This window comes from Parvibaculum sp. (assembly GCF_049671045.1).
Taxonomy (GTDB): Bacteria; Pseudomonadota; Alphaproteobacteria; order Parvibaculales; family Parvibaculaceae; genus Parvibaculum.
In genome coordinates this window covers 43,077-62,261 of record NZ_JBATUH010000015.1, presented here as the reverse complement: position 1 = coordinate 62,261, position 19,185 = coordinate 43,077, and the positions used below count along the sequence as shown (strand labels likewise).

The 19,185-nt window shown below is 64.5% G+C and carries 17 protein-coding genes and 1 tRNA gene; 14 read left to right on the top strand and 4 right to left on the bottom strand.

The genetic code is table 11. From position 1 onward, the window contains the following. Positions 1-182: 182 nt before the first annotated feature. The gene (locus WBG82_RS01120; RefSeq protein WP_424420312.1) at positions 183-905 is read right to left on the bottom strand and encodes a TPM domain-containing protein; all 723 of its coding nucleotides are present in this window, start codon (positions 903-905) and stop codon (positions 183-185) included. Further along, entirely contained in the window at positions 905-1,498 is a 594-nt protein-coding gene (locus tag WBG82_RS01115) for a LemA family protein (protein ID WP_424420309.1), read from the bottom strand. Before WBG82_RS01115 ends, WBG82_RS01120 begins: the two co-directional genes overlap by 1 nt. Before the next feature lie 722 nt (positions 1,499-2,220). Here WBG82_RS01115 and WBG82_RS01110 point away from each other — a divergent pair. Then, positions 2,221-2,988, top strand: a complete 768-nt coding sequence (locus WBG82_RS01110; protein WP_424420306.1) for a VOC family protein — start codon at positions 2,221-2,223, stop codon at positions 2,986-2,988. 54 nt (positions 2,989-3,042) lie between these two features. Here the strand turns inward: WBG82_RS01110 and glnA are convergent, their stop codons facing one another. Continuing rightward, on the bottom strand, positions 3,043-4,452 hold the full coding sequence (gene glnA, locus WBG82_RS01105) for a type I glutamate--ammonia ligase (RefSeq protein WP_424420303.1): 1,410 nt from the start codon (positions 4,450-4,452) through the stop codon (positions 3,043-3,045). A 70-nt stretch (positions 4,453-4,522) separates the two neighbouring features. After that, positions 4,523-4,861 carry a P-II family nitrogen regulator gene (locus WBG82_RS01100; protein WP_424420301.1) on the bottom strand — a complete coding sequence of 113 codons (339 nt, stop codon included), beginning with the start codon at positions 4,859-4,861 and terminating at the stop codon, positions 4,523-4,525. Between the two features lie 290 nt (positions 4,862-5,151). On the opposite strand from WBG82_RS01100, the gene WBG82_RS01095 reads away from it, so the two are divergent. The 13 genes from WBG82_RS01095 (at position 5,152) to WBG82_RS01035 (ending at position 18,958) form a co-directional block, all read left to right on the top strand. Further along, on the top strand, positions 5,152-6,324 hold the full coding sequence (locus WBG82_RS01095) for an aminotransferase (protein WP_424420299.1): 1,173 nt from the start codon (positions 5,152-5,154) through the stop codon (positions 6,322-6,324). Positions 6,325-6,399: 75 nt separating this feature from the next. Beyond that, positions 6,400-7,056, top strand: a complete 657-nt coding sequence (locus tag WBG82_RS01090) for an alpha/beta hydrolase (protein ID WP_424420296.1) — start codon at positions 6,400-6,402, stop codon at positions 7,054-7,056. Between the two features lie 204 nt (positions 7,057-7,260). Then, positions 7,261-7,482 (top strand): DUF4167 domain-containing protein, encoded by a 222-nt coding sequence (locus tag WBG82_RS01085; protein ID WP_424420294.1) that lies wholly within the window; start codon positions 7,261-7,263, stop codon positions 7,480-7,482. 101 nt (positions 7,483-7,583) lie between these two features. Then, a complete protein-coding gene (locus tag WBG82_RS01080; RefSeq protein ID WP_424420292.1) occupies positions 7,584-8,444 on the top strand; it encodes a TonB family protein in 861 nt (286 codons plus the stop codon). 242 nt (positions 8,445-8,686) lie between these two features. Next, on the top strand, positions 8,687-9,709 hold the full coding sequence (locus WBG82_RS01075) for an aspartate-semialdehyde dehydrogenase (protein ID WP_424420289.1): 1,023 nt from the start codon (positions 8,687-8,689) through the stop codon (positions 9,707-9,709). Between the two features lie 117 nt (positions 9,710-9,826). Next, a complete protein-coding gene (locus tag WBG82_RS01070; RefSeq protein WP_424420286.1) occupies positions 9,827-11,380 on the top strand; it encodes an acetyl-CoA acetyltransferase in 1,554 nt (517 codons plus the stop codon). 149 nt (positions 11,381-11,529) lie between these two features. Then, entirely contained in the window at positions 11,530-12,276 is a 747-nt protein-coding gene (locus WBG82_RS01065; RefSeq protein ID WP_424420283.1) for an outer membrane protein, read from the top strand. A 145-nt stretch (positions 12,277-12,421) separates the two neighbouring features. After that, entirely contained in the window at positions 12,422-12,991 is a 570-nt protein-coding gene (locus WBG82_RS01060) for a histidine phosphatase family protein (protein WP_424420280.1), read from the top strand. Between the two features lie 73 nt (positions 12,992-13,064). Beyond that, positions 13,065-14,555, top strand: a complete 1,491-nt coding sequence (locus WBG82_RS01055) for an NAD(P)H-hydrate dehydratase (RefSeq protein WP_424420278.1) — start codon at positions 13,065-13,067, stop codon at positions 14,553-14,555. Between the two features lie 205 nt (positions 14,556-14,760). Continuing rightward, positions 14,761-14,845, top strand: a tRNA-Leu gene (locus WBG82_RS01050). Positions 14,846-14,914: 69 nt separating this feature from the next. Continuing rightward, complete coding sequence (tig, locus tag WBG82_RS01045) at positions 14,915-16,429, top strand: trigger factor (protein ID WP_424420276.1); 1,515 nt, start codon at positions 14,915-14,917, stop codon at positions 16,427-16,429. A 354-nt stretch (positions 16,430-16,783) separates the two neighbouring features. Then, the gene (locus tag WBG82_RS01040; RefSeq protein ID WP_424420273.1) at positions 16,784-18,088 is read left to right on the top strand and encodes a type III PLP-dependent enzyme; all 1,305 of its coding nucleotides are present in this window, start codon (positions 16,784-16,786) and stop codon (positions 18,086-18,088) included. 246 nt (positions 18,089-18,334) lie between these two features. Then, the gene (locus tag WBG82_RS01035; RefSeq protein ID WP_424420271.1) at positions 18,335-18,958 is read left to right on the top strand and encodes an ATP-dependent Clp protease proteolytic subunit; all 624 of its coding nucleotides are present in this window, start codon (positions 18,335-18,337) and stop codon (positions 18,956-18,958) included. Positions 18,959-19,185: the final 227 nt, after the last annotated feature.

Genomic DNA, 19,185 nt, shown 5'->3' with positions numbered 1-19,185 from the left:
AGCCCGGCATGACGGGCGGGCAGGGGCATGACACACGCCTCAATTTCAGGCTGTCACCCCGGACTTGATCCGGGGTCCAGCTTTGCCGCGCTCGTCCGAGAAAATGGATGCCGGGTCGAGCCCGGCATGACGGGCAGGCAGAGGCGGGACGGGCCATTCGCTTCTTCCCTGCCTTGAGAACCTCACCATCGGCCGGAGGCGCCGCCGCCCCCCGAGCTACCGCCGCCTCCGCCAAAGCCGCCGCCCGAGCCCCCGCCAAATCCTCCGCCTCCGCCGCCCCACCAGATGCCGCCGCCGCGTCCGCCGCGACGGCGCGCATTGGCGACGAAGAACATCCAGACGAGGAAGAAGATGAGGAAGGGCACCGCGTCCCGCCAGTCGCCCTGATCGCCCGTTTCCTGGGGCAGGGCGCCGCCGCCCAGAACCGTCAGGATCGCGTTCGTGCCTGCCTCGATTCCGCCGGGAAGATCACCCTCCCTGAAACGTGGCGTGACGATGTTGCGGATGATCTGGCTTGCCAGCGCGTCGGTCAGCGTTCCCTCGAGCCCGTAGCCGACCTCGATCCGCATCTCGCGCTCGTTGGGCGCGATGAGGAAGAGGACGCCGTTGTCCTTGTCCTTCTGCCCGAGGGCCCATGTGCGGAAGAGTTCATTTGCGTAGCTTTCTATGTCGCGCCCCTGAAGCGACGGCACGGTCGCCACGACCACCTGGTTCGTCGTCCTGGCCTCATGCGCGCCGAGCGCTGCCTCGAGCCTGGCGATGTCATCGGCGGGCAGCACATGCGCCGCGTCGACCACCCGCCCGGTGAGCGGCGGAAAGACGATGCCGGCGGCAAGCGCCGCGCCTGCCGCGAGCCCCAGCCAGAGCCCGAGCAGAAGCGCAGGCAGGGGCGGGCGGCGCGGCATCAGAACTGAACCTGCGGCGCCTTTTCCGCGCCGGCCTCGGCCGCGAAGTTGGCCCGTGGCTGGGCGGAGGGATAGAAGATCGCCGCGACGAACCGGCCGGGATAGGTGCGGAGCGTCGTGTTGTAGGTCTGCACGGCCTGAATATAGTCGCGGCGCGCCACCGAGATGCGGTTCTCCGTTCCCTCGAGCTGCGATTGCAGCGTCAGGAAATTCTCGTTTGCCTTGAGCTGGGGATATTGCTCCGCGACGACGAGCAGGCGCGAGAGCGCGCCGCCGAGTTCGCGCTGCGCCCGGTCATATTGCTCCACCGATTTCGGATCGCTGGGATCAGGCGCCGGAAGCTGGCCCACACGCGCCCGCGCATTCGTCACTTCGGTCAGCACCTTTTCCTCATGCGCCGCATAGCCTTTGACGGTCGACACCAGATTGGGAACGAGGTCGGCGCGCCGCTGATACTGGTTGAGAACCTGCGACCATGCCGCATTCGCTGCCTCGTCCTGACGCGGAATGGTGTTGACGCTGGAAAAGAGCCAGATCAGGCCCAGCAGAATGATGGCAATGATGCCCCAGAGCACGACGCGCGCGTTCGACATGAGATCCCTCTCATTCCCTTTGTCCGATGCGCAAACGCTATCCGGCATCGGTCCATTCGGCAACGCGGCGGCATTGCCGTGCAGGAGCGGAAATAGGGAGCCGTTTCTGGATTGTAAGTGGGGATATCTTGTTCTGAACATATGCAACCCCGCTTAGCGGAAGCCCCGGATCTCCTGTCGGGCGTTCCTTGCGGGGTTGCTTATGGATGTGCCTCTGGCACTCGCCCGCGCTTTAAAGCCGGGCCTGATCCATTGTCTCGATCGCCTGCGCACTCAATGTGCGTAATGCTGACGTCAGACTTGTGTTGCGCTCTGTGGCCTACAATGTTTGCTGACCGACTACGCAGGTAGAACGCGACAGGGTGACGATGAAGTGCAAGGTTCAAAACTTTCAGAACCTTCCTTGCGTCGGTGGATTCATCTTCTGAAACCTCCTCCTTCAAGTCTCTGATGCAGGAAAAGGCTAGGCCAAATCGGTGCGGAACGTCAATAACAAAAGCCTGATTTGACTGCGACGAATGAGGGTCAGCATGATTGACGCAAAATAGACGTATACGGAATAATGCGTCATTCGCCGCGCGGAAGAATGCAGGGCGGTCGCGCTCATCGGTGGCATGAAGTCGCGCGCGAGGGGATTCGTTTCAGCGATGCGATCGTTCCTGCCGGCTTGACGGAGAGGCATCCGCCGATCACGTTGCTTCGGGAAACAGGGGAGGAATGTGATGTGGCTTCGGCAGGTGGCGCTCGTCGCGCATGATCTGGAACCCGTCGTCGATCGGCTCGCCAATGTGCTTGGCCTCAAGGTCGCCTATAACGATCCGGGTGTCGGCATTTTCGGGCTCGTCAACGCTGTCATGCCGGTAGGCGGCGAATTTCTGGAAGTCGTGCAGCCGGTGAAGGAAGATGCCTCGGCGCTTCGCTATCTCCGCAGGCGCGGCGGCGATGCTGGCTATATGGTGATATTCGAGGCCGCCGATGCGTCTGGCGAGCGCGAGCGGATAAGGGGCCTCGGCGCCAGAGTGATCGCCGAGCGCGATGGCCGTTATACGTTCACGCATTTTCATCCGGGCGATTTCGGCGGCGTGCTGACTTCCGTCGATTCCGTCGTGGGCGTGGCCGACTGGTTCGACCGCGACAGCGACTGGCCTCCGGCGGGGCACGACTGGCGCAATGCGCGCAACGAGGTTTCGACGGCGCTTCTCGGCGTCGCCATTCAGTCGGAAAGCCCGGCCGCGACGGCGGCGCGCTGGGGCCAGTTGCTCGGCGTCGCGGTTACGGAAGGCCCGTCCGGAGCACGTCTCGATCTCGCGCGTGGTTACGTCGATTTCGTGCCACCAGTCGACGAGGATGGAACCGGCGTCGTCGGCATCGACATTGCGGTGAGCGATCCCGCCCGCGTCATCGAGGCGGCGCGCCGTCATGGCGTTCCGGTCGAGGGCGGGGCCGTGCTGATCTGCGGCGTGCGCTTCCGCCTCATTCCCGCTGCCTGAAACGAAAAAGGCCGGAGACTTCGCTCCGGCCTTTCCATCCGATCCGTAGGCGGATCAGACGCTGTAATACATATCGAACTCGACCGGGTGCGGCGTCATCTCGTAGCGCAGGCACTCTTCCCACTTGAGCTCGGCATAGGCTTCGATCTGCTCGACCGAGAAGACGCCGCCCTTGGTGAGGAAGGCGTGATCGGCCTCGAGCGAAGTCAGCGCCTCGCGGAGCGAGCCGCTGACCGTCGGGATCTGCTTCAGCTCGGCCGGCGGCAGGTGATAGAGGTCCTTGTCCATCGGCTGGCCCGGATCGATCTTGTTCTCGATGCCGTCGAGGCCGGCCATCAGCATCGCCGCGAAAGCGAGATAGGGGTTCGCGCCCGGATCGGGGAAGCGGATCTCGATGCGCTTCGACTTGGGCGAGGTGCCGTGCGGGATGCGGCAGGAGGCCGAGCGGTTGCGCGCCGAATAGGCGAGCAGCACCGGCGCCTCATAGCCCGGCACGAGGCGCTTGTAGCTGTTCGTGAGCGGGTTGGTGAAGGCGTTGAGCGCCTTGGCATGCTTCAGGATACCGCCGATATACCAGAGGCATTCCTGGCTGAGATCGGCATATTTGTTGCCGGCGAAGAGCGGCTTGCCGTTCTTCCAGATCGACTGGTGGCAATGCATGCCCGAACCGTTGTCGCCGAAGACCGGCTTCGGCATGAAGGTCGCGGTCTTGCCATAGGCCTGGGCGACGTTGTGGATCACATACTTGTAGATCTGCATGTGATCGGCCGCCGTCGTCAGCGTCTGGAACTTCGTGCCGAGTTCGTGCTGGGCGGAGGCCACCTCATGGTGATGCTTCTCGATGACGACGCCCATCTCCTGCATGACGGTGAGCATCTCGCTGCGCAGATCCTGCGCGCTGTCGATCGGATTGGTCGGGAAGTAGCCGCCCTTCATGCGCGGACGGTGGGCGAGATTGCCGACCTCGTAGCGCGTGTCGGAGTTCGTCGGCAGCTCGATGGAGTCGACCTCGAAGCCCGTCTTGTAGGGCGAGGTGGAGAAGCGCACATCGTCGAAGATGAAGAATTCGGCTTCCGGGCCGAAGACGATGGTGTCGCCGATGCCGGTCGATTTCAGGAACGATTCAGCGCGCTTCGCCGTCGAGCGCGGATCGCGCGAATAGAGTTCGCCGGTCGCCGGTTCGACGATGTCGCAGAGAATGGCGAGCGTGTTCTGCGCGTAGAAGGGGTCCATGACCGCCGTTGCGAGATCGGGCAGCAGCACCATGTCGGATTCGTTGATCGCCTTCCATCCGGCGATGGACGAGCCGTCGAACATGGTGCCCTGCGCGAAGAACTCCTCGTCGCAGAAGCCGATATCGAACGTCACATGCTGCAGCTTGCCGCGCGGGTCGGTAAAGCGCAGGTCGATATATTTGACGTCCTTTTCCTTGATGAGCTGCTGAATGGAGGCGTAGTCAGCCATTTAATCTTCCCCGTTCTGGATGGGTGTGTAGCGGTGTTTGGTTCGGATGGTTCGCAGGCGGCTCGTCGCGTCAGATCGCGTCCGTCCCGGTTTCGCCGGTGCGGATGCGGATCGCCTCCTCGATCGTGGAAATGAAAATCTTGCCGTCGCCGATGCGGCCCGTGCGCGCGGCCTGCTGAATGGCCTCGACCGCCTTCGCCACCATCGCATCGTCGAGGACGACCTCGATTTTCACTTTCGGAAGAAAATCGACGACATATTCCGCGCCCCGGTAGAGTTCGGTGTGACCCTTCTGGCGCCCGAAGCCCTTCGCCTCGGTGACCGTGATGCCCTGCAGCCCGACTTCCTGAAGGGCCTCCTTCACTTCGTCGAGTTTGAATGGCTTGATGATCGCCTCGATCTTCTTCATGTCTGACATCCTATGGCTTGGGTCGGAGCATCCGCCGTCAACAGCCTGATAGCATGTGTCGTGCCACACGACGAGAACTAGAATGTTGTTTGAAATCAAATAGTTGCGAATAAGCGCCGAGAGCTTGCCCGGTAGTGGCCGAAAGCGCTGCACAATAAACGGTCAGTTTGGGTAAAAAGCGGGCATGCGGCAAATCGGGCGGAGATTTGCAGGCGCGCCGGCGGTTTGACATTCTCCCGCCCGCCGGCACGGCCGGGCAAGGGTAATAAAAAGGTAAGGGGGAAGGCGCGATGCGGCCGGTGAACGGTGTTTTCGGGAATCTGGGCACGACGATTTTCACGGTCATGTCCGCGCTCGCGGCCGAGCATGGCGCGCTCAATCTCGGGCAGGGCTTCCCGGACGATGAGGGCCCGGACGACGTCCGCGCCGTAGCCGCAAGGGCGATCGTCGATGGGCCAAACCAGTATCCGCCCATGCCCGGCATGCCTGCCCTTCGTCAGGCGGTCGCCGCCGTCAACAAGCGCTTCTATGGCCTCGATGTGGACTGGCAGAAGGAAGTCCTTGTCACCTCCGGCGCGACCGAGGCGCTGAACGACTGCCTGCTCGGCCTCCTCAATCCGGGGGACGAGGCGATCATCCTCGAACCCGCCTATGACAGCTACAAGCCGATCATCGAGGCGGCGGGCGCGAAGGTGGTGAGCGTCGCGCTCGAGCCGCCACTCTGGTCGCTGCCGCTGGAGAAGCTCGCGGCGGCCTTCTCGCCCCGGACGAAGCTCATCCTGCTCAACACGCCGATGAACCCGACGGGCAAGGTCTTCACCCGCGCTGAGCTCGACGCCATCGCCGCGCTTCTGATCGAGCACGACGCCTATGCCGTTTGCGACGAGGTCTATGAGCATCTCGTCTTTTCCGGCCATCGCCATGTGCCGCTGATGACGCTGCCCGGCATGCGCGAGCGCTGTGTGCGGATCGGCTCGGCGGGCAAGACCTTCTCGCTCACCGGCTGGAAGATCGGCTATGTCACGGGCCCCGAGCATCTCATGACGCCGATCATGAAGGTGCATCAGTTCGTGACCTTCACCACGCCGCCGGCGCTGCAAACGGCCGTCGCCTACGGGCTCGGCAAGGGTGACGATTACTTTGCGGGCCTTGCGGGCTCGCTGGAAGCAAAGCGCGATCTCATGGCGCGGGGGCTGAAAGAGGCGGGCTTCGATGTGCTGCCGGCGGACGGCACCTATTTCATCAGCGCCGATTTCCGGCCGCTCGGCTTCAACGGCACGGATGAGGAGTTCTGCCGCGACATCACGGTCAAGGCCAAGGTCGCGGCCATTCCGATCTCGGCCTTCTATGCAGATCCCGCCGCCGCGCCGCGCTATCTCGCGCGCTTCTGCTTCTGCAAGCAGGACGCCGTCATCGCGGAGGCGAGCGCGCGGCTCGGAGCCTACGCGCAGCGCCGGGCCTGAACCGGAAAATTCCGCCATGCGTCTTCGGTTCGCGGCATGACGGTGTATGCTGGCGGCCAAAGAGAAAGCGTTCCCATGCTCAATGCCCTTCGCCGCGATCCGGACAGCGCCGACGCCAGATGGCTCATCGTGTTTCTGCATGGCTATGGCTCGAACGGCGCCGACCTCATGTCATTTGCCGATTTCTGGCAGGGCTCCATGCCCACCGTCGCCTTCGTCGCGCCGGATGCGCCGACGGCAACGGCGGATGGCGGCTATCAATGGATCGGCAAGCGGCCGGGGAGCGATCCGCGCCTTTATGACGATGCGGTCGCCGCGCAGGCGGGCGTCGATGAATTCATCGACGGCGAGCTTCAGCGCCTCGGGCTCGATGCCTCGCGGCTTGCTCTCGTGGGCTTCAGCCAGGGAACGGTGATGGCGCTGCACGCGGGGTTGCGCCGCAAGGCCGCGCCTGCGGCCATTCTCGGCTATGGGGGTGGACTTGTCGGGCGCGAGCGGCTGGCGGCGGAGATCACGGCGCGCCCGCCCGTCATGCTCATCAATGGCGAACTCGACGAACTGGCGCCGGTCTATGGCATGCATGTCGCCGTGAAGGCGTTGAGCGAGGCGGGCGTTGTCGCGGCGGGGCAGGCGCTTCCCGGGCTCGGCCATGCCGTCAATGCCGACGCCCTCATTCTCGGCGGGCGCTTCCTTCTGTCGGCTTTCGCCTATCGCGAGCGTCATGGGGGCTGAGGGCTTGTAAAGAGCGCGCTTCACCCCATTTAAGTTCCAAGCGCGAAGGTTCGCTGCGCGGGGTCGCCCCGGCGCCGGACCTGCGGCATTACAGGCCGGATGTACGCCGTGATGCCTCGCGCCACTTCCCCCTTTTTTCTTTGCCGATACGCAATCGTTTCGCAAAGCAAGGACGCCGTCCCTTTGGGCGGCCTCGAATGACATATGACATCAAGAACTGACCGGAGGACCTCCGGCTCGTCGCGGCGCCATTCGCCGGGGCGCGCGCAGGCGGTGAACCCTGCCCAGTGGCGCCAGAATCTCGAGCGCTACCGCGCGCTCGCCGAAGAGGCGGGCCGTGTCGCCGACCCGGTGGCCCGTGAGAATTACTACCAGCACGCCGAGCATTACCTGCGGCTGATCCATGAGGCTGGCGGACAGGACTAAGCGGCCAGCGTCGGATTTTCCGGGTCTGGCCGTTTGTCTCTGCCGCAGGTAACGTCCGCCCGAGGTGGCGCGGACATTCCGCCGCCCGGGAATTATGTGTTGTGACCCTGACCCTGACGCATGAGCCGGCTTCCGGCACCGTCCAACTCGACCCGTCAGACCCGCTCGCGCCACCGCCGCCAGCCGGGAACGAGCGCTGGAACATTCCCGTCACCCTGCTGCTCGCGCTGCTGCTGAACGCGCTTCTGCTATCGGCGCTTTTTCTTCGCCTGCCTGTCCGTCCGCTGAAACACCCGGCCGAGCCTCCCTCGATCCCGGTTGAACTCGTCCGGCCGCCGCAGCCGCAGGAGCCACCCAGGCCTCAGCCCCAACCGCAGCCAAAGCCGGAAGAAAAGCCGCAGGAGCAGCAGCGTATTCGCGAATCCGGCGGATCGAAGGACATTGCGCCCGGCAAGGCGCCGAAGAGCACGGAAAAGCCGGTCAAGAACGAGCCACCAAAACCCGAGGCGAAGATCAAGAAGCCGGAGCCGCCCAAGACGGCGATGCCCGATTGGGCCCGTCAGCTTCGGCCCGGCTATGGCGTCACGCGGTCGCAAGACAGGACGACCTCGTCGCAGCCGAGCAGGGCGGCGCCGAACGACGCGTTCAGCGACACTCTGGGGCAGGGCGGCGGCGATCCTTATCTGAACCGAATGCGCGACCGGATTCTGGCGGCGCTTGTCTATCCCGCGGAGGTCGCGCGCGGCGCGATCGGCGAGGCCAAATATCAGGTGCTCATCGATCGCTCGGGCATGCTGCGCCGGTTGCGACTGACCAGATCGTCCGGCTCCGTGGCGCTCGACCGCGCCGGTGCCGTGGCGATCCAGAATGCGAGCCCATTCGAGCCGCCGCCATTCGACTTGCCGGGCGAGGTCATCGGCGTCGAATTTGCGCTCCGCATCCAGCCGAAGACGGGCGAGTGAGCCTTGCCGGGCGGGCCTTTTGACAGCTGCGCGACGCTGCTCTATGGTCCGGCCATCATGCAGAACGCGTCGCAGATGCTCAAAAAACAGACCGTCACCACGACCGCCACTCGGCGGGCGTCGAAGGCGCGTATCTGAACGAAAGAGCAGAGCGACCCTTGGACAAGCCCCGCCGGAACCGGACGGGGCTTTTGCTTTTGCGGTCTGGCCCCTCCGTTCATCCGGCATAACGGAGACGAAAAATGGCCTCGAACCTCTCTTCACCTCTCGTCGCGGTGGTTGGCGCGACGGGCGCCGTCGGCGTCGAAATGATCCGCTGCCTCGAGGAGCGGAATTTTCCGCTATCGGGCTTGCGCCTGCTTGCGTCGCCCCGCTCGGCCGGCCGCAAGATGAAATTCCGCGGCGAGGAAGTCGCCGTCGAGGCGCTCACGGAAGAGAGCTTCAAGGGCGTCGGCATCGCGCTCTTTTCGGCGTCGGGTTCCGTCTCCCGCCAGTTCGCGCCCGTCGTGGTGCGCGAAGGTGGCGTCGTGGTCGACAATTCCTCGGCCTTCCGCATGAGTGACGACACGCCGCTCGTCGTGCCGGAGATCAATGGCGGCGAGATCGCGCGCCACAAGGGCATCATCGCCAATCCGAATTGCGCGGCTACGATTTCCATCACGCCGCTCTGGCCCGTGCACCAGCGCAACCGGATCAAGCGCCTCATCATCGCCACCTATCAGGCGGCGTCGGGCGCGGGGGCCGCAGCGATGGAGGAACTGCGTGCCTCGACGGAAGCCTATCTGCAGGGCCGCGACTATCAGAACACGGTGTTGCCGCATCCTTATGCCTTCAACCTCTTCAGCCACAACACGAAGGTCGATCCCGTGACCGGCTACAATGACGAGGAGACGAAGGTCATCAACGAAACGAAGAAGATTTTCGGCGACCCGGACATCTGCGTTTCGGCCACCTGCGTGCGCGTGCCGGTGCTTCGGGCCCATTCCGTCGCGCTCACATTCGAGTGCGAGCGCCCGATCGCGGCGCAGGAAGTGCGCGAGCTGCTGAAGACCGCGCCCGGCGTCAAGCTCGTCGATGACTGGGAGAACAACTACTTCCCGATGCCGAAGGACGCGTCCGGCCAGGACGACATTCTCGTCGGCCGCATCCGCCAGGACCTCAGCGATCCTAGCGGCCGCTCGGTAACGCTCTTCAGCGCGGGCGACCAGCTTCTCAAGGGCGCTGCGCTCAATGCGGTGCAGATCGCCGAGCGTCTCGTCGCCTGACGCAGCGGAAACCGCGATGCCTCGCCTCCCGCTGGACATAGGGAGGCGAGGCATTATTCTCCCCCGCCATTGCAATCAGTGAAGCGCCGTGCACGCGGCCGGAGGAGAATGAACGCGATGTCGAACGTCCAACCCGAAGACCGTACACCGATCCTTGTCGGCTGCGGCCAGCTTGTGCAAAAGGAAAAGGACGTCGAGAAGGCGAAGTCGCCCATGCATCTGATGGCCGATGCGGCGCAGCTCGCGGCGGCGGATACGGGGCTCGGCGACGCGCTCTGGAAGGCCGTCGACAACATCACCGTCGTTCGCTTCATCACTGACAGCCCGGATTCGGGCCGCCTGACCTTCGGCCGCTATCCGAACGCGCCGAAGACGCTCGGCAACATGCTCGGCGCCAACGCCTCGAAGAACTGCTACGGGCCGACCGGAGGCAACACGCCGCAATATCTCGTCAACCACACGGCGGAGCTGATCGCCGAGGGCGAAACCGATGTCGCGCTGGTGGCGGGCGCCGAATGTTTCGCGACCCTCATGCGCGCGCTCGGGCGCGGGCAGACGCTGCCCTGGCATGACGAGCCCGGCGGCACGCGCATCGACATCGGCAATGAGCGCCTCGGCGTCAGCGAGGTGGAGAAGCGGCACAAGGTCCAGTATCCGGTGAACATCTACCCGATGTTCGAGAATGCGATCCGCGGCCAGAAGAAGCTGAGCGTGCGCGAGCACCAGCTCGAGATCGGCCGCCTCATGGCGCCTTTCACCGAAGTCGCGGCGAAGCATCCGCAGGCGTGGTTCCCCGTCGCGCGGACGGCGGAAGAGATCGCGACCCCCGGCGACGACAACCGCTATGTCGGCTTTCCGTACACGAAGTATATGAACGCCATCATGCAGGTCGATCAGGCGGCGGCAGTGGTGATGATGTCGGTGAAGAAGGCGCGCGAACTCGGCGTGCCCGAGTCGAAGTGGGTCTATCTGCATGGCTGCGGCGATGCCAATGACATCTGGTATCTGAGCGAGCGCGTGAACTTCCATTCTTCGCCCGCGATCCGCACCATCGGCCGCAAGGCTCTCGACATGGCGGGCTGGTCGATCGGCGACATCGACTTCTTCGATCTCTATTCCTGCTTCCCCTCGGCTGTGCAGATCGGCCGCAATGAACTCGGCATCGCCGAGGACGATCCGCGCCCGCTGACCGTCACGGGCGGCCTTCCTTACTTCGGCGGCGCGGGCAACAACTACGTCATGCACTCCATCGCGACGATGATGGAGAAGCTGCGCGCGAAGCCGGGCTCGAAGGGGCTCTGCACGTCGAACGGCTGGTATGTGACGAAGCATGGGCTCGGCCTTTATTCGACCGAGCCGGTGAAGGGGTCGTGGAAGCGCGAGAACCCGGCAAGCTATCAGGCCGAGATCGACAACGAGCCGCATCCGCAGGTGGACGAGACGCCGAACGGCAAGGCGAAGATCGAAACCTATACGGTCGTCAACGGGCGCGACGGCCCCGACTTCTCGATCGTGTTCGGCCGCCTCGACGATACGGGCGCGCGCTTCATCGCCCACACGCCGAAGGACCCGGTCACGCTCATGGACATGATGGAGCGCGAGCAGCTCGGACGCGGCGGCACGGTGAAGGCGGCGTCGGACGGAAGCGTGAACATCTTCACGCCCGAGTAAACTGAAACGTCCCGTTTCGCTCGGACGCCGGTCCGCGAAAGCCCGGCCACTATCCATATGCGTCGCCACGGCTGATTATTTACCGTGGCGACACATGTGACCGGACGATAAAATCCCCGCGCTCAGTCAACTGAGGTGAGGGGAAAATCATGCGCATTCTGTTTGCGATCTTGATTGCGTCTCTGGCTTTGGTGAGCGGCGCGAAGGCGGAAGTCTACAACTGGACCGGTTATTACATCGGTGCGAATGCGGGCTATGGCTGGGGCGATTCAGACGTTTCCACGACGACATCGGCAGGCAGCTATTTCGCGCCATCGAGCGTGACCGCTGTCAATGCGGCGGGCCATGGCAAGGTCCATCCCGACGGTTTCGTCGGTGGCGTGCAAGCCGGCATGAACTGGCAGAACGGCAATCTCGTTCTGGGCGGCGAAGTCGATTTCGACGCCTATGACCTCAGCAAGTCGCGAACCGTCACGGCCATCTATCCGGCATTTTCGCCCGACACGTTCACGCTTGGCCAGTCGGTCAAGGCGGACTGGCTGCTGACATTGCGGCCGCGCGTCGGCGTCGCCATGGACAATCTTCTCGGCTATGTGACGGGTGGGCTCGCCGTCACCAATCTGAAGAACTCCAATTCGTTCAGCGACACGCTCGGCCTCGGCGCCGCCGAATATGCTTCCGGCTCCAAGACCAAATATGGCTGGACGCTGGGCGCGGGCGTCGAGTATGCGCTGATGGACAAGTGGTCGGCCAAGCTCGAATATCTTTACACGGATTTTGGTAGCGTCTCTTCGAGCGGGACGCTCACGGCGGCGGGGCCGAGCGCCGCGCCGTTCAGCCATTCGGCGGATCTGACATCGAGCACGCTGCGCCTCGGCATCAACTACAAATTCTGATCGGCCTCGACGGCGAACGGAAAGGTCCGGGCGGTTCTCCGTCCGGGCTTTTTCTCATCCGTGCGCCGCTTCGGCCATGCATGCTTGCTGGATCGGCCATGGGGCGCCTATGTTCCGCCATCGCAATTCGCATGGGAACGAGCAGATGCCCCTCATCTATATGATCCGACATGGCCGCGCGGCGGCGAGCTGGGACGCGGATATGGACCCCGGCCTTGATGATCTCGGCCGCGCGCAGTCGGAAGCGGTCGCGCGCGAGATCGAGGCGCGGGCAGGGCGGAAGCTGCCGCTCGTCACGTCGCCGCTGCGCCGCTGCCGGGAGACGAGCGTGCCGCTCGCCGAACTCTGGGGCGCGAGCCCGCGCGTCGAGGCGCGTGTGGGCGAAATTCCTTCCCCGACGCATGATCTGAAGGAGCGCGGCGAATGGCTTCGCGCTTTCATGGCCGGAAGCTGGGCCGCGGGCGCCGAGCCGCAGGGCGGCGTCGATTTCATGGCCTGGCGGAGGGGCGTCGTCGAGGCGCTGACGGCGCTCGAGGAGGACACGGTCGTCTTCAGCCATTTCATCGCGATCAATGTGGCGGCGGGCGCGGCGCTTGGCGACGATCGCGTGGTCGCCTTCCGGCCGGACAATTGTTCCGTAACGGTGCTCGAAGTGAAGGGGTCCGCGCTTTCACTCATCGAGAAGGGGCGCGAAGCCGACACCAAGGTGAACTGAGGGCGCCGGACGCCGGGACGCAGGCCTGATTTGCCGCCTTGGCGACTCGCCTCATGCCGCTATAGTGGCGCGCATGTTCGATACGAGACATGCCCTGCTCAGCGTTGATGAAATGTCGCGTGCCGATCGGCTGACGATCGAGCGCGGGCGTCCCGGAATCCTTCTTATGGAAAACGCAGGCCGCGCGGTCGCGGATACTGTCTCCGAGCGCTTCGGGGGAGGGCGCGTCGCTGTTCTCTGCGGGCCCGGCAACAATGGCGGCGATGCCTTCATCGCGGCGAGCCTGCTCAAGGAGCGGGGGCGGGACGTTTCGCTCTTTCTTCTGGGCGAGCGCGAGCGGCTGACAGGCGACGCGGCCGAGGCCGCCCATCGCTGGAACGGGCCCGTGCACCCGCTGACGGCCGATGCGGCGGAGGGCGCGGCCGTCATCGTGGATGGCATTTTCGGCGCGGGGCTCTCGCGCGACGTGAACGGCGCGACTGCGGAACTCATCCGCCGTGTGAACCGGGCCGGGCTTCCCGTCGTCGCCATCGACGTGCCGACGGGCCTCGACGGCGATACCGGGCAGGTGCGCGGCGAAGCCTTCAGCGCGCGGGTCACCGTCACCTTCTTCCGCAAGAAGCCCGGCCATGTGCTCTATCCCGGACGCACGCTTTGCGGCGAACTCGTCGTCGCCGGCATCGGCATCGAAGATGACGTGCTGTCGGAGGTCGCGCCCGCGACGTTCGAGAACGGCCCGGCTGTCTGGGGCGCGAATTTCCCGCAGCGGAGGGCCGAGGATCACAAATATTCGCGCGGCCACGCCATCGTCGTCTCCGGCGGCCCGTCCAATACGGGCGCCGCGCGGCTCGCGGCTCGCGGCGCGCTTCGCGCAGGCGCGGGGCTGGTCACCGTCGTCTCGCCGCCCAATGCGGTGGCGATCAACGCCGCGCAGCTCACCGCCATCATGGTCAAGCCGTTCGCCGGGGCGGACTCGCTGACGAAGATCCTCGAGGACAAGCGCAAGAACGCATGCCTCATCGGACCGGGCTGCGGCGTCGGCCCGACCACGCGCGAGAATGTGCTGGCGGCCCTTCTGTCCGGCGCCGCCATGGTGCTCGACGCCGATGCGCTGACCTCGTTCGCCGAGATCCCGCGTGATCTCTTCGTCGCCATCAAGGGCTATTTCGCCGGGCCGACCGTGCTCACCCCGCATGAGGGCGAGTTCCGCCGCATCTTCCCGGCCATCGAAGGAGGCAAGCTCGCCCGCGCCCGCGCCGCGGCGGCGGAGTCGGGCGCCGTCGTCCTGCTCAAGGGCCCCGATACGGTGATCGCCGCGCCGGACGGACGGGCCATCGTCAATACGAATGGCGGTCAGGAGCTTGCCACGGCAGGCTCGGGCGACGTGCTGGGCGGGATCATTCTGGGCCTCCTCGCGCAAGGCGCGCCGGCCTTCGAGGCGGCGGCCATGGCGGCCTGGCTACATGGCGAAGCCGCGAGCTATTTCGGCATCGGCCTCGTTTCGGAGGATTTGCCCGAAATGCTGCCGGCCGTGTACCGGGACCTCGTGCCCGCCCTTCGCTGATCCCGCACCTTGGGCCGGGCGCGGGGCAGAAGGGGTAGAACGGCCCCGATTTTCGCCCGAAAGGGGGCCGAAAGGGCCGCTTCGGGGCGCTTTCTTTCGCCGTGCGGCGCTTCTCTTTTGCTGGCGTTCCCCCGGGTCCCTTGCTATAGAGAGCGCCGATTTGGACACGGGATGGCGGTCGAATGTCGCTGCCCGGGCGGGCCTTGCGGGCGTGGCGGAATTGGTAGACGCGCTGGATTTAGGTTCCAGTGCCGCAAGGCGTGGGGGTTCAAATCCCTCCGCCCGCACCAGGCCGGAAAGCCCAGCAATGACAATGGCCAGGAAGAAAAAACGGCCTAGCTGAAAGAACGGATTGCAAGATGCAGGTTACGGTCACGAGCGCTGAAGGTTTGAAGCGCGAACTCAAGGTTCAGGTTCCCGCCGGCGATCTGGAGACGCGCGTCGGTGCGAAGCTCGACGAGCTGAAGAACTCGATCCGCCTCAAGGGGTTCCGCCCGGGCAAGGTCCCGGTCGCGCATTTGCGCAAGACCTTCGGCAAGCAGGTGATGTCGGAAGTCATTCAGGAGGCCGTGGGCGAGTCGAGCCAGAAGGCGCTCGAGGAGCAGACGCTGCGCCCCGCGCTTCAGCCCGAGATCAACCTCGAGGGTGAGATCGAGGAGGTCATGAACGGCAAGGCCGACCTGACCTACAAGATGACCTTCGAGATCATTCCGAGCTTCGAGATCGCGGACTTCTCCAAGATTTCCGTCGAGAAGCCGGTGGCCGAGGCGACCGACGCCGATGTGGACGAGGCGCTGAAGCGTCTGGCCGAGAACCAGAAGAATTTCGAGCCCAGGGCCGAGGGCGCGGCGGCCGAGGAGGGCGACCTCCTGACCATCGACTTCATCGGCCGGATCGACGGCGAAGCCTTCGAGGGCGGCTCGGCGGAAGATGCGAGGCTCGAGATCGGCTCGGGCCGGTTCATCCCGGGCTTCGAGGATCAGCTCAAGGGCGCCAAGGCGGGCGACAAGGTCGACGTCAAGGTGACCTTCCCGGCCGATTACGGCGCGGAGAACCTTGCCGGCAAGGACGCCGTCTTTGAAGTGACGGTCAAGGAAGTGCAGGCGCCCGCCGAAGCGACGATCGATGACGAATTCGCCAAGCGCTTCGGCTTCGACGCGCTGGACAAGCTGCGCGAAGTCCTCACCGAGCAGATCAAGTCCGATTTCGCCCGCATGTCGCGCATGCATCTGAAGCGCGCGCTTCTCGATGCGCTCGATGCCGAGCACAGCTTCGAACTGCCGCCCACGATGGTCGAGCAGGAGTTCAGCCAGATCTGGTCGCAGTTCGAGCACGAGCTTCAGCATCAGGGCAAGACGCCCGCCGACCTCGAGGAGCCGGAGGAGCAGATCCGCGGCGAATACCGCAAGATCGCCGAGCGCCGCGTGCGGCTCGGGCTCGTCCTTGCCGAAGTCGGCGAGAAGAACAAGATCTCCGTGACGGATCAGGAACTCAATCAGGCGCTGATGGATCGCGCCCGCCAGTTCCCGGGCCAGGAGCGCCAGGTCTTCGAATTCTATCAGCGCAATCCGCAGGCGATTTCCGAGCTGCGCGCGCCGATCTTCGAAGAGAAGGTTGTGGACTTCATCGCCGAGCTGGCGAAGGTCAGCGAGAAGACGGTTACGCGGGACGAGCTGTTCGCCGACCCGGATGCCGACGAGCATGACCATCATCACCACCATGATCATGATCATGACCACGGGCACGTCCACGACGAGAACTGCGACCACGACCATGATCACGATCATGGCGATGAGGAAAAGCCGGCGAAGAAGGCCGCGGCCAAGAAGCCTGCTGCCAAGAAGGCGCCAGCCAAGAAGAAAAAGGAAGATTGAGCGCATTACCGTTCACTCACGCAAAAGGCCCGGAGCGTACCTCCGGGCCTTTTTCATTTGCAAGGCGTCCGGCGGCACTTGTTCCGTAAACGGATTGTGACGCAGGCGGAGGGCGGGCGCGGGAGGGGCGGCGGTGGCTCCGAATGTGACGGAATTGGGGCGGCTTCCTTTGTGGCTCGCCCGGAAAAAATTTCGTCCGGGGCCAGAAACAGCTTGCGCAGACTCAGGCGAGGCCATATGTGTGCGCGCACAAGACGCACACGCACGTGCCGCTGGCCCCTAGTTGGTTTATGCAACGACGGAAGCGTCCTTTTTGATCACGCCGGCTTCGCCGGGTCTTAAAGGGTGTTGACGATGTTCGCTTCCGAGCCGGGCCGCCGTGCCCGTTCGCGCCTGTCCACGAAATCCGAAATCACGACGCAGCCGGCAGGCAGTACCCCTCGCGGGTCGGCCAAGCCTGCCGCGCGCAAGCGGACGAAGCTCGCGCTCGTTCACCGTGAAGCCGAGCTTCCGGCGGAGCGCGGTGGCCTGCCGCCCAAGATCGCACGCTTCCTAGAAACCGCCGAGCTGCCCTCGCCATGCCTCGTGGTCGATGTCGATCTCGTCGCGCATAACTGGCTGGAGCTTTCGCGCGCTTTGCCCGAGGCGCGGATCTTCTATGCCGTGAAGGCCAACCCGGCGAACGAGATCGTCGCGCGGCTCGCGCGGCTCGGCTCCTGCTTCGACACGGCGAGCATGGGCGAGATCGACCTCTGCCTTCGCCACCGCGTCTCGCCGGACCGCATCTCCTTCGGCAACACGATCAAGAAGGAGCGCGACATCGCGGCCGCCTTCGCGAAGGGTGTGCGCCTCTACGCCTTCGATTCAGAGGCCGAGCTTGAAAAGCTCGCCCGCTCCGCGCCGGGCGCGCGCGTCTATTGCCGCGTGCTGATGGAGTGCGAGGGCGCGGAATGGCCGCTGTCGCGCAAGTTCGGCTGCGAACCGGAGATGGCCGCGGACCTTCTCGTCCGCGCGCGTGACCTCGGCCTCGATCCCTATGGCGTTTCGTTCCATGTCGGTTCGCAGCAGACGGATCTGACGCAATTCGACAAGGCGCTCGCCGGAACGGTCGCGCTTTTCGAGAAGGTGGCGGCGCAGGGCATCGCGCTTCGCATGGTGAACATGGGCGGCGGCTTTCCGTCGCGCTATCGTACCGACGTGCCCTCGATCGAAGCCTATGGCACGGCTATTCGCGAGGCGCTGTCGCGCCGCTTCGGCGAGAAGCTGCCGGACATCATCGTCGAGCCGGGTCGCGGCGTGGTGGGCGATGCTGGCGTCATTCAGTCCGAAGTGGTGCTGGTTGCAGAGAAGGGCGGCACCGACAACCGGCGCTGGGTCTATCTCGATGTCGGCAAGTTCCACGGCCTTGCCGAGACGATGGACGAGGCGATCCGCTACCGTCTCCAGACCTCCCGCGACGGCGGCGAGACGGCGCCCGTCGTGCTCGCGGGCCCGACTTGCGACAGCGCGGACATTCTCTACGAGAAGGCCGATTACCGCCTTCCCGTGGCGCTCGAGGCGGGCGACAAGGTGCTGATCCTCGCCACCGGCGCCTATACGACGACCTATTCGGCGGTGTCATTCAACGGGTTCCCGCCGCTGGCGAGCGTCTGCATCTGAGCGGCGGGCGGCCGCGGAAAGCCCGGCAAAATTCGGTACTTGCAGCCGGCGGAGTGGCCCTCCGCCGGTGGCTTGCCGGCGCCGGAAGGGCGGGGGCTTAAATCACCGGCCTCTCGCCTTATATAAGCGTTGAGCTAAGATGCACCGTCCATTTACCGAATCGCTTTATGCCGTTCAGGGGCGTGATTGGCCGAAGGATGACTATGCCCGCCCGGCCCCGCGACGCGCTGACGCTCAGGAGAGAGAATGAAAGACCCGCTCGATACTTACATGAATCTCGTGCCGATGGTGGTCGAGCAGACCAACCGGGGCGAGCGCGCCTATGACATCTTCTCGCGTCTCCTGAAGGAGCGGATCATCTTTATCGCGGGCCCCTTCGAGGACGGCATGGCGACGCTGGTGACGGCGCAGCTCCTCTTCCTCGAAGCCGAGAATCCGAAGAAGGAAATCTCGCTCTACATCAATTCGCCGGGCGGCGTCGTGACCTCGGGTCTCGCCATCTACGACACGATGCAGCACATCCGTCCGCCGGTCGCGACCGTCTGTCTCGGTCAGGCCGCGTCGATGGGCTCGCTGATTCTGACTGCGGGCGAGAAGGGCATGCGCTTCGCGCTTCCGCATTCTCGAATCATGGTGCATCAGCCTTCCGGCGGCTTCCAGGGCCAGGCGACGGATATCGAGATCCATGCGCGCGAGACGCTCGCGATCCGCGAGAAGCTGAACATGATTTATGTGAAGCATACCGGCCGGAGCCTCAAGGAAGTGCAGGATGCACTTGAGCGCGACAATTTCATGAGCCCCGAAAGGGCTCTGGAGTTCGGTCTCGTCGACCATGTCGGCGTTCCGCGCTCCGAGGAAGCCACGAAATAACGAGCGGCAAATCCGGGCCGGCGTTGCGGATTTCCGACAGCAGCCGGCCGGTTTTTCGGCGAAACATGCGCAATTCCGTAGCGCGGAGACCGGGATTCCGGCCCGGCGAAGGGTGAGTTTCGCTTATTTGTAATGAAATCTTGATCCCTCGCCGAATAACATGCTCGTATGTCGGAGAAGTGACGGATCGGGGATCCGTTTGAGTCCCTCAAGCGATTGAGAAATGA

Bases quoted from the DNA above. Each gene is read 5' to 3' on its own strand.
- WBG82_RS01065 (WP_424420283.1), top strand. From the start codon at position 11,530: ATGCGCATTCTGTTTGCGATCTTGATTGCGTCTCTGGCTTTGGTGAGC.
- WBG82_RS01085 (WP_424420294.1), top strand. From the start codon at position 7,261: ATGACATCAAGAACTGACCGGAGGACCTCCGGCTCGTCGCGGCGCCAT.
- WBG82_RS01115 (WP_424420309.1), bottom strand. From the start codon at position 1,498: ATGTCGAACGCGCGCGTCGTGCTCTGGGGCATCATTGCCATCATTCTG.
- WBG82_RS01075 (WP_424420289.1), top strand. From the start codon at position 8,687: ATGGCCTCGAACCTCTCTTCACCTCTCGTCGCGGTGGTTGGCGCGACG.
- WBG82_RS01070 (WP_424420286.1), top strand. From the start codon at position 9,827: ATGTCGAACGTCCAACCCGAAGACCGTACACCGATCCTTGTCGGCTGC.
- WBG82_RS01095 (WP_424420299.1), top strand. From the start codon at position 5,152: ATGCGGCCGGTGAACGGTGTTTTCGGGAATCTGGGCACGACGATTTTC.
- WBG82_RS01100 (WP_424420301.1), bottom strand. From the start codon at position 4,861: ATGAAGAAGATCGAGGCGATCATCAAGCCATTCAAACTCGACGAAGTG.
- WBG82_RS01120 (WP_424420312.1), bottom strand. From the start codon at position 905: ATGCCGCGCCGCCCGCCCCTGCCTGCGCTTCTGCTCGGGCTCTGGCTG.
- glnA (WP_424420303.1), bottom strand. From the start codon at position 4,452: ATGGCTGACTACGCCTCCATTCAGCAGCTCATCAAGGAAAAGGACGTC.
- WBG82_RS01060 (WP_424420280.1), top strand. From the start codon at position 12,422: ATGCCCCTCATCTATATGATCCGACATGGCCGCGCGGCGGCGAGCTGG.
- WBG82_RS01035 (WP_424420271.1), top strand. From the start codon at position 18,335: ATGAAAGACCCGCTCGATACTTACATGAATCTCGTGCCGATGGTGGTC.
- WBG82_RS01110 (WP_424420306.1), top strand. From the start codon at position 2,221: ATGTGGCTTCGGCAGGTGGCGCTCGTCGCGCATGATCTGGAACCCGTC.
- WBG82_RS01040 (WP_424420273.1), top strand. From the start codon at position 16,784: ATGTTCGCTTCCGAGCCGGGCCGCCGTGCCCGTTCGCGCCTGTCCACG.
- WBG82_RS01090 (WP_424420296.1), top strand. From the start codon at position 6,400: ATGCTCAATGCCCTTCGCCGCGATCCGGACAGCGCCGACGCCAGATGG.
- WBG82_RS01055 (WP_424420278.1), top strand. From the start codon at position 13,065: ATGTTCGATACGAGACATGCCCTGCTCAGCGTTGATGAAATGTCGCGT.
- tig (WP_424420276.1), top strand. From the start codon at position 14,915: ATGCAGGTTACGGTCACGAGCGCTGAAGGTTTGAAGCGCGAACTCAAG.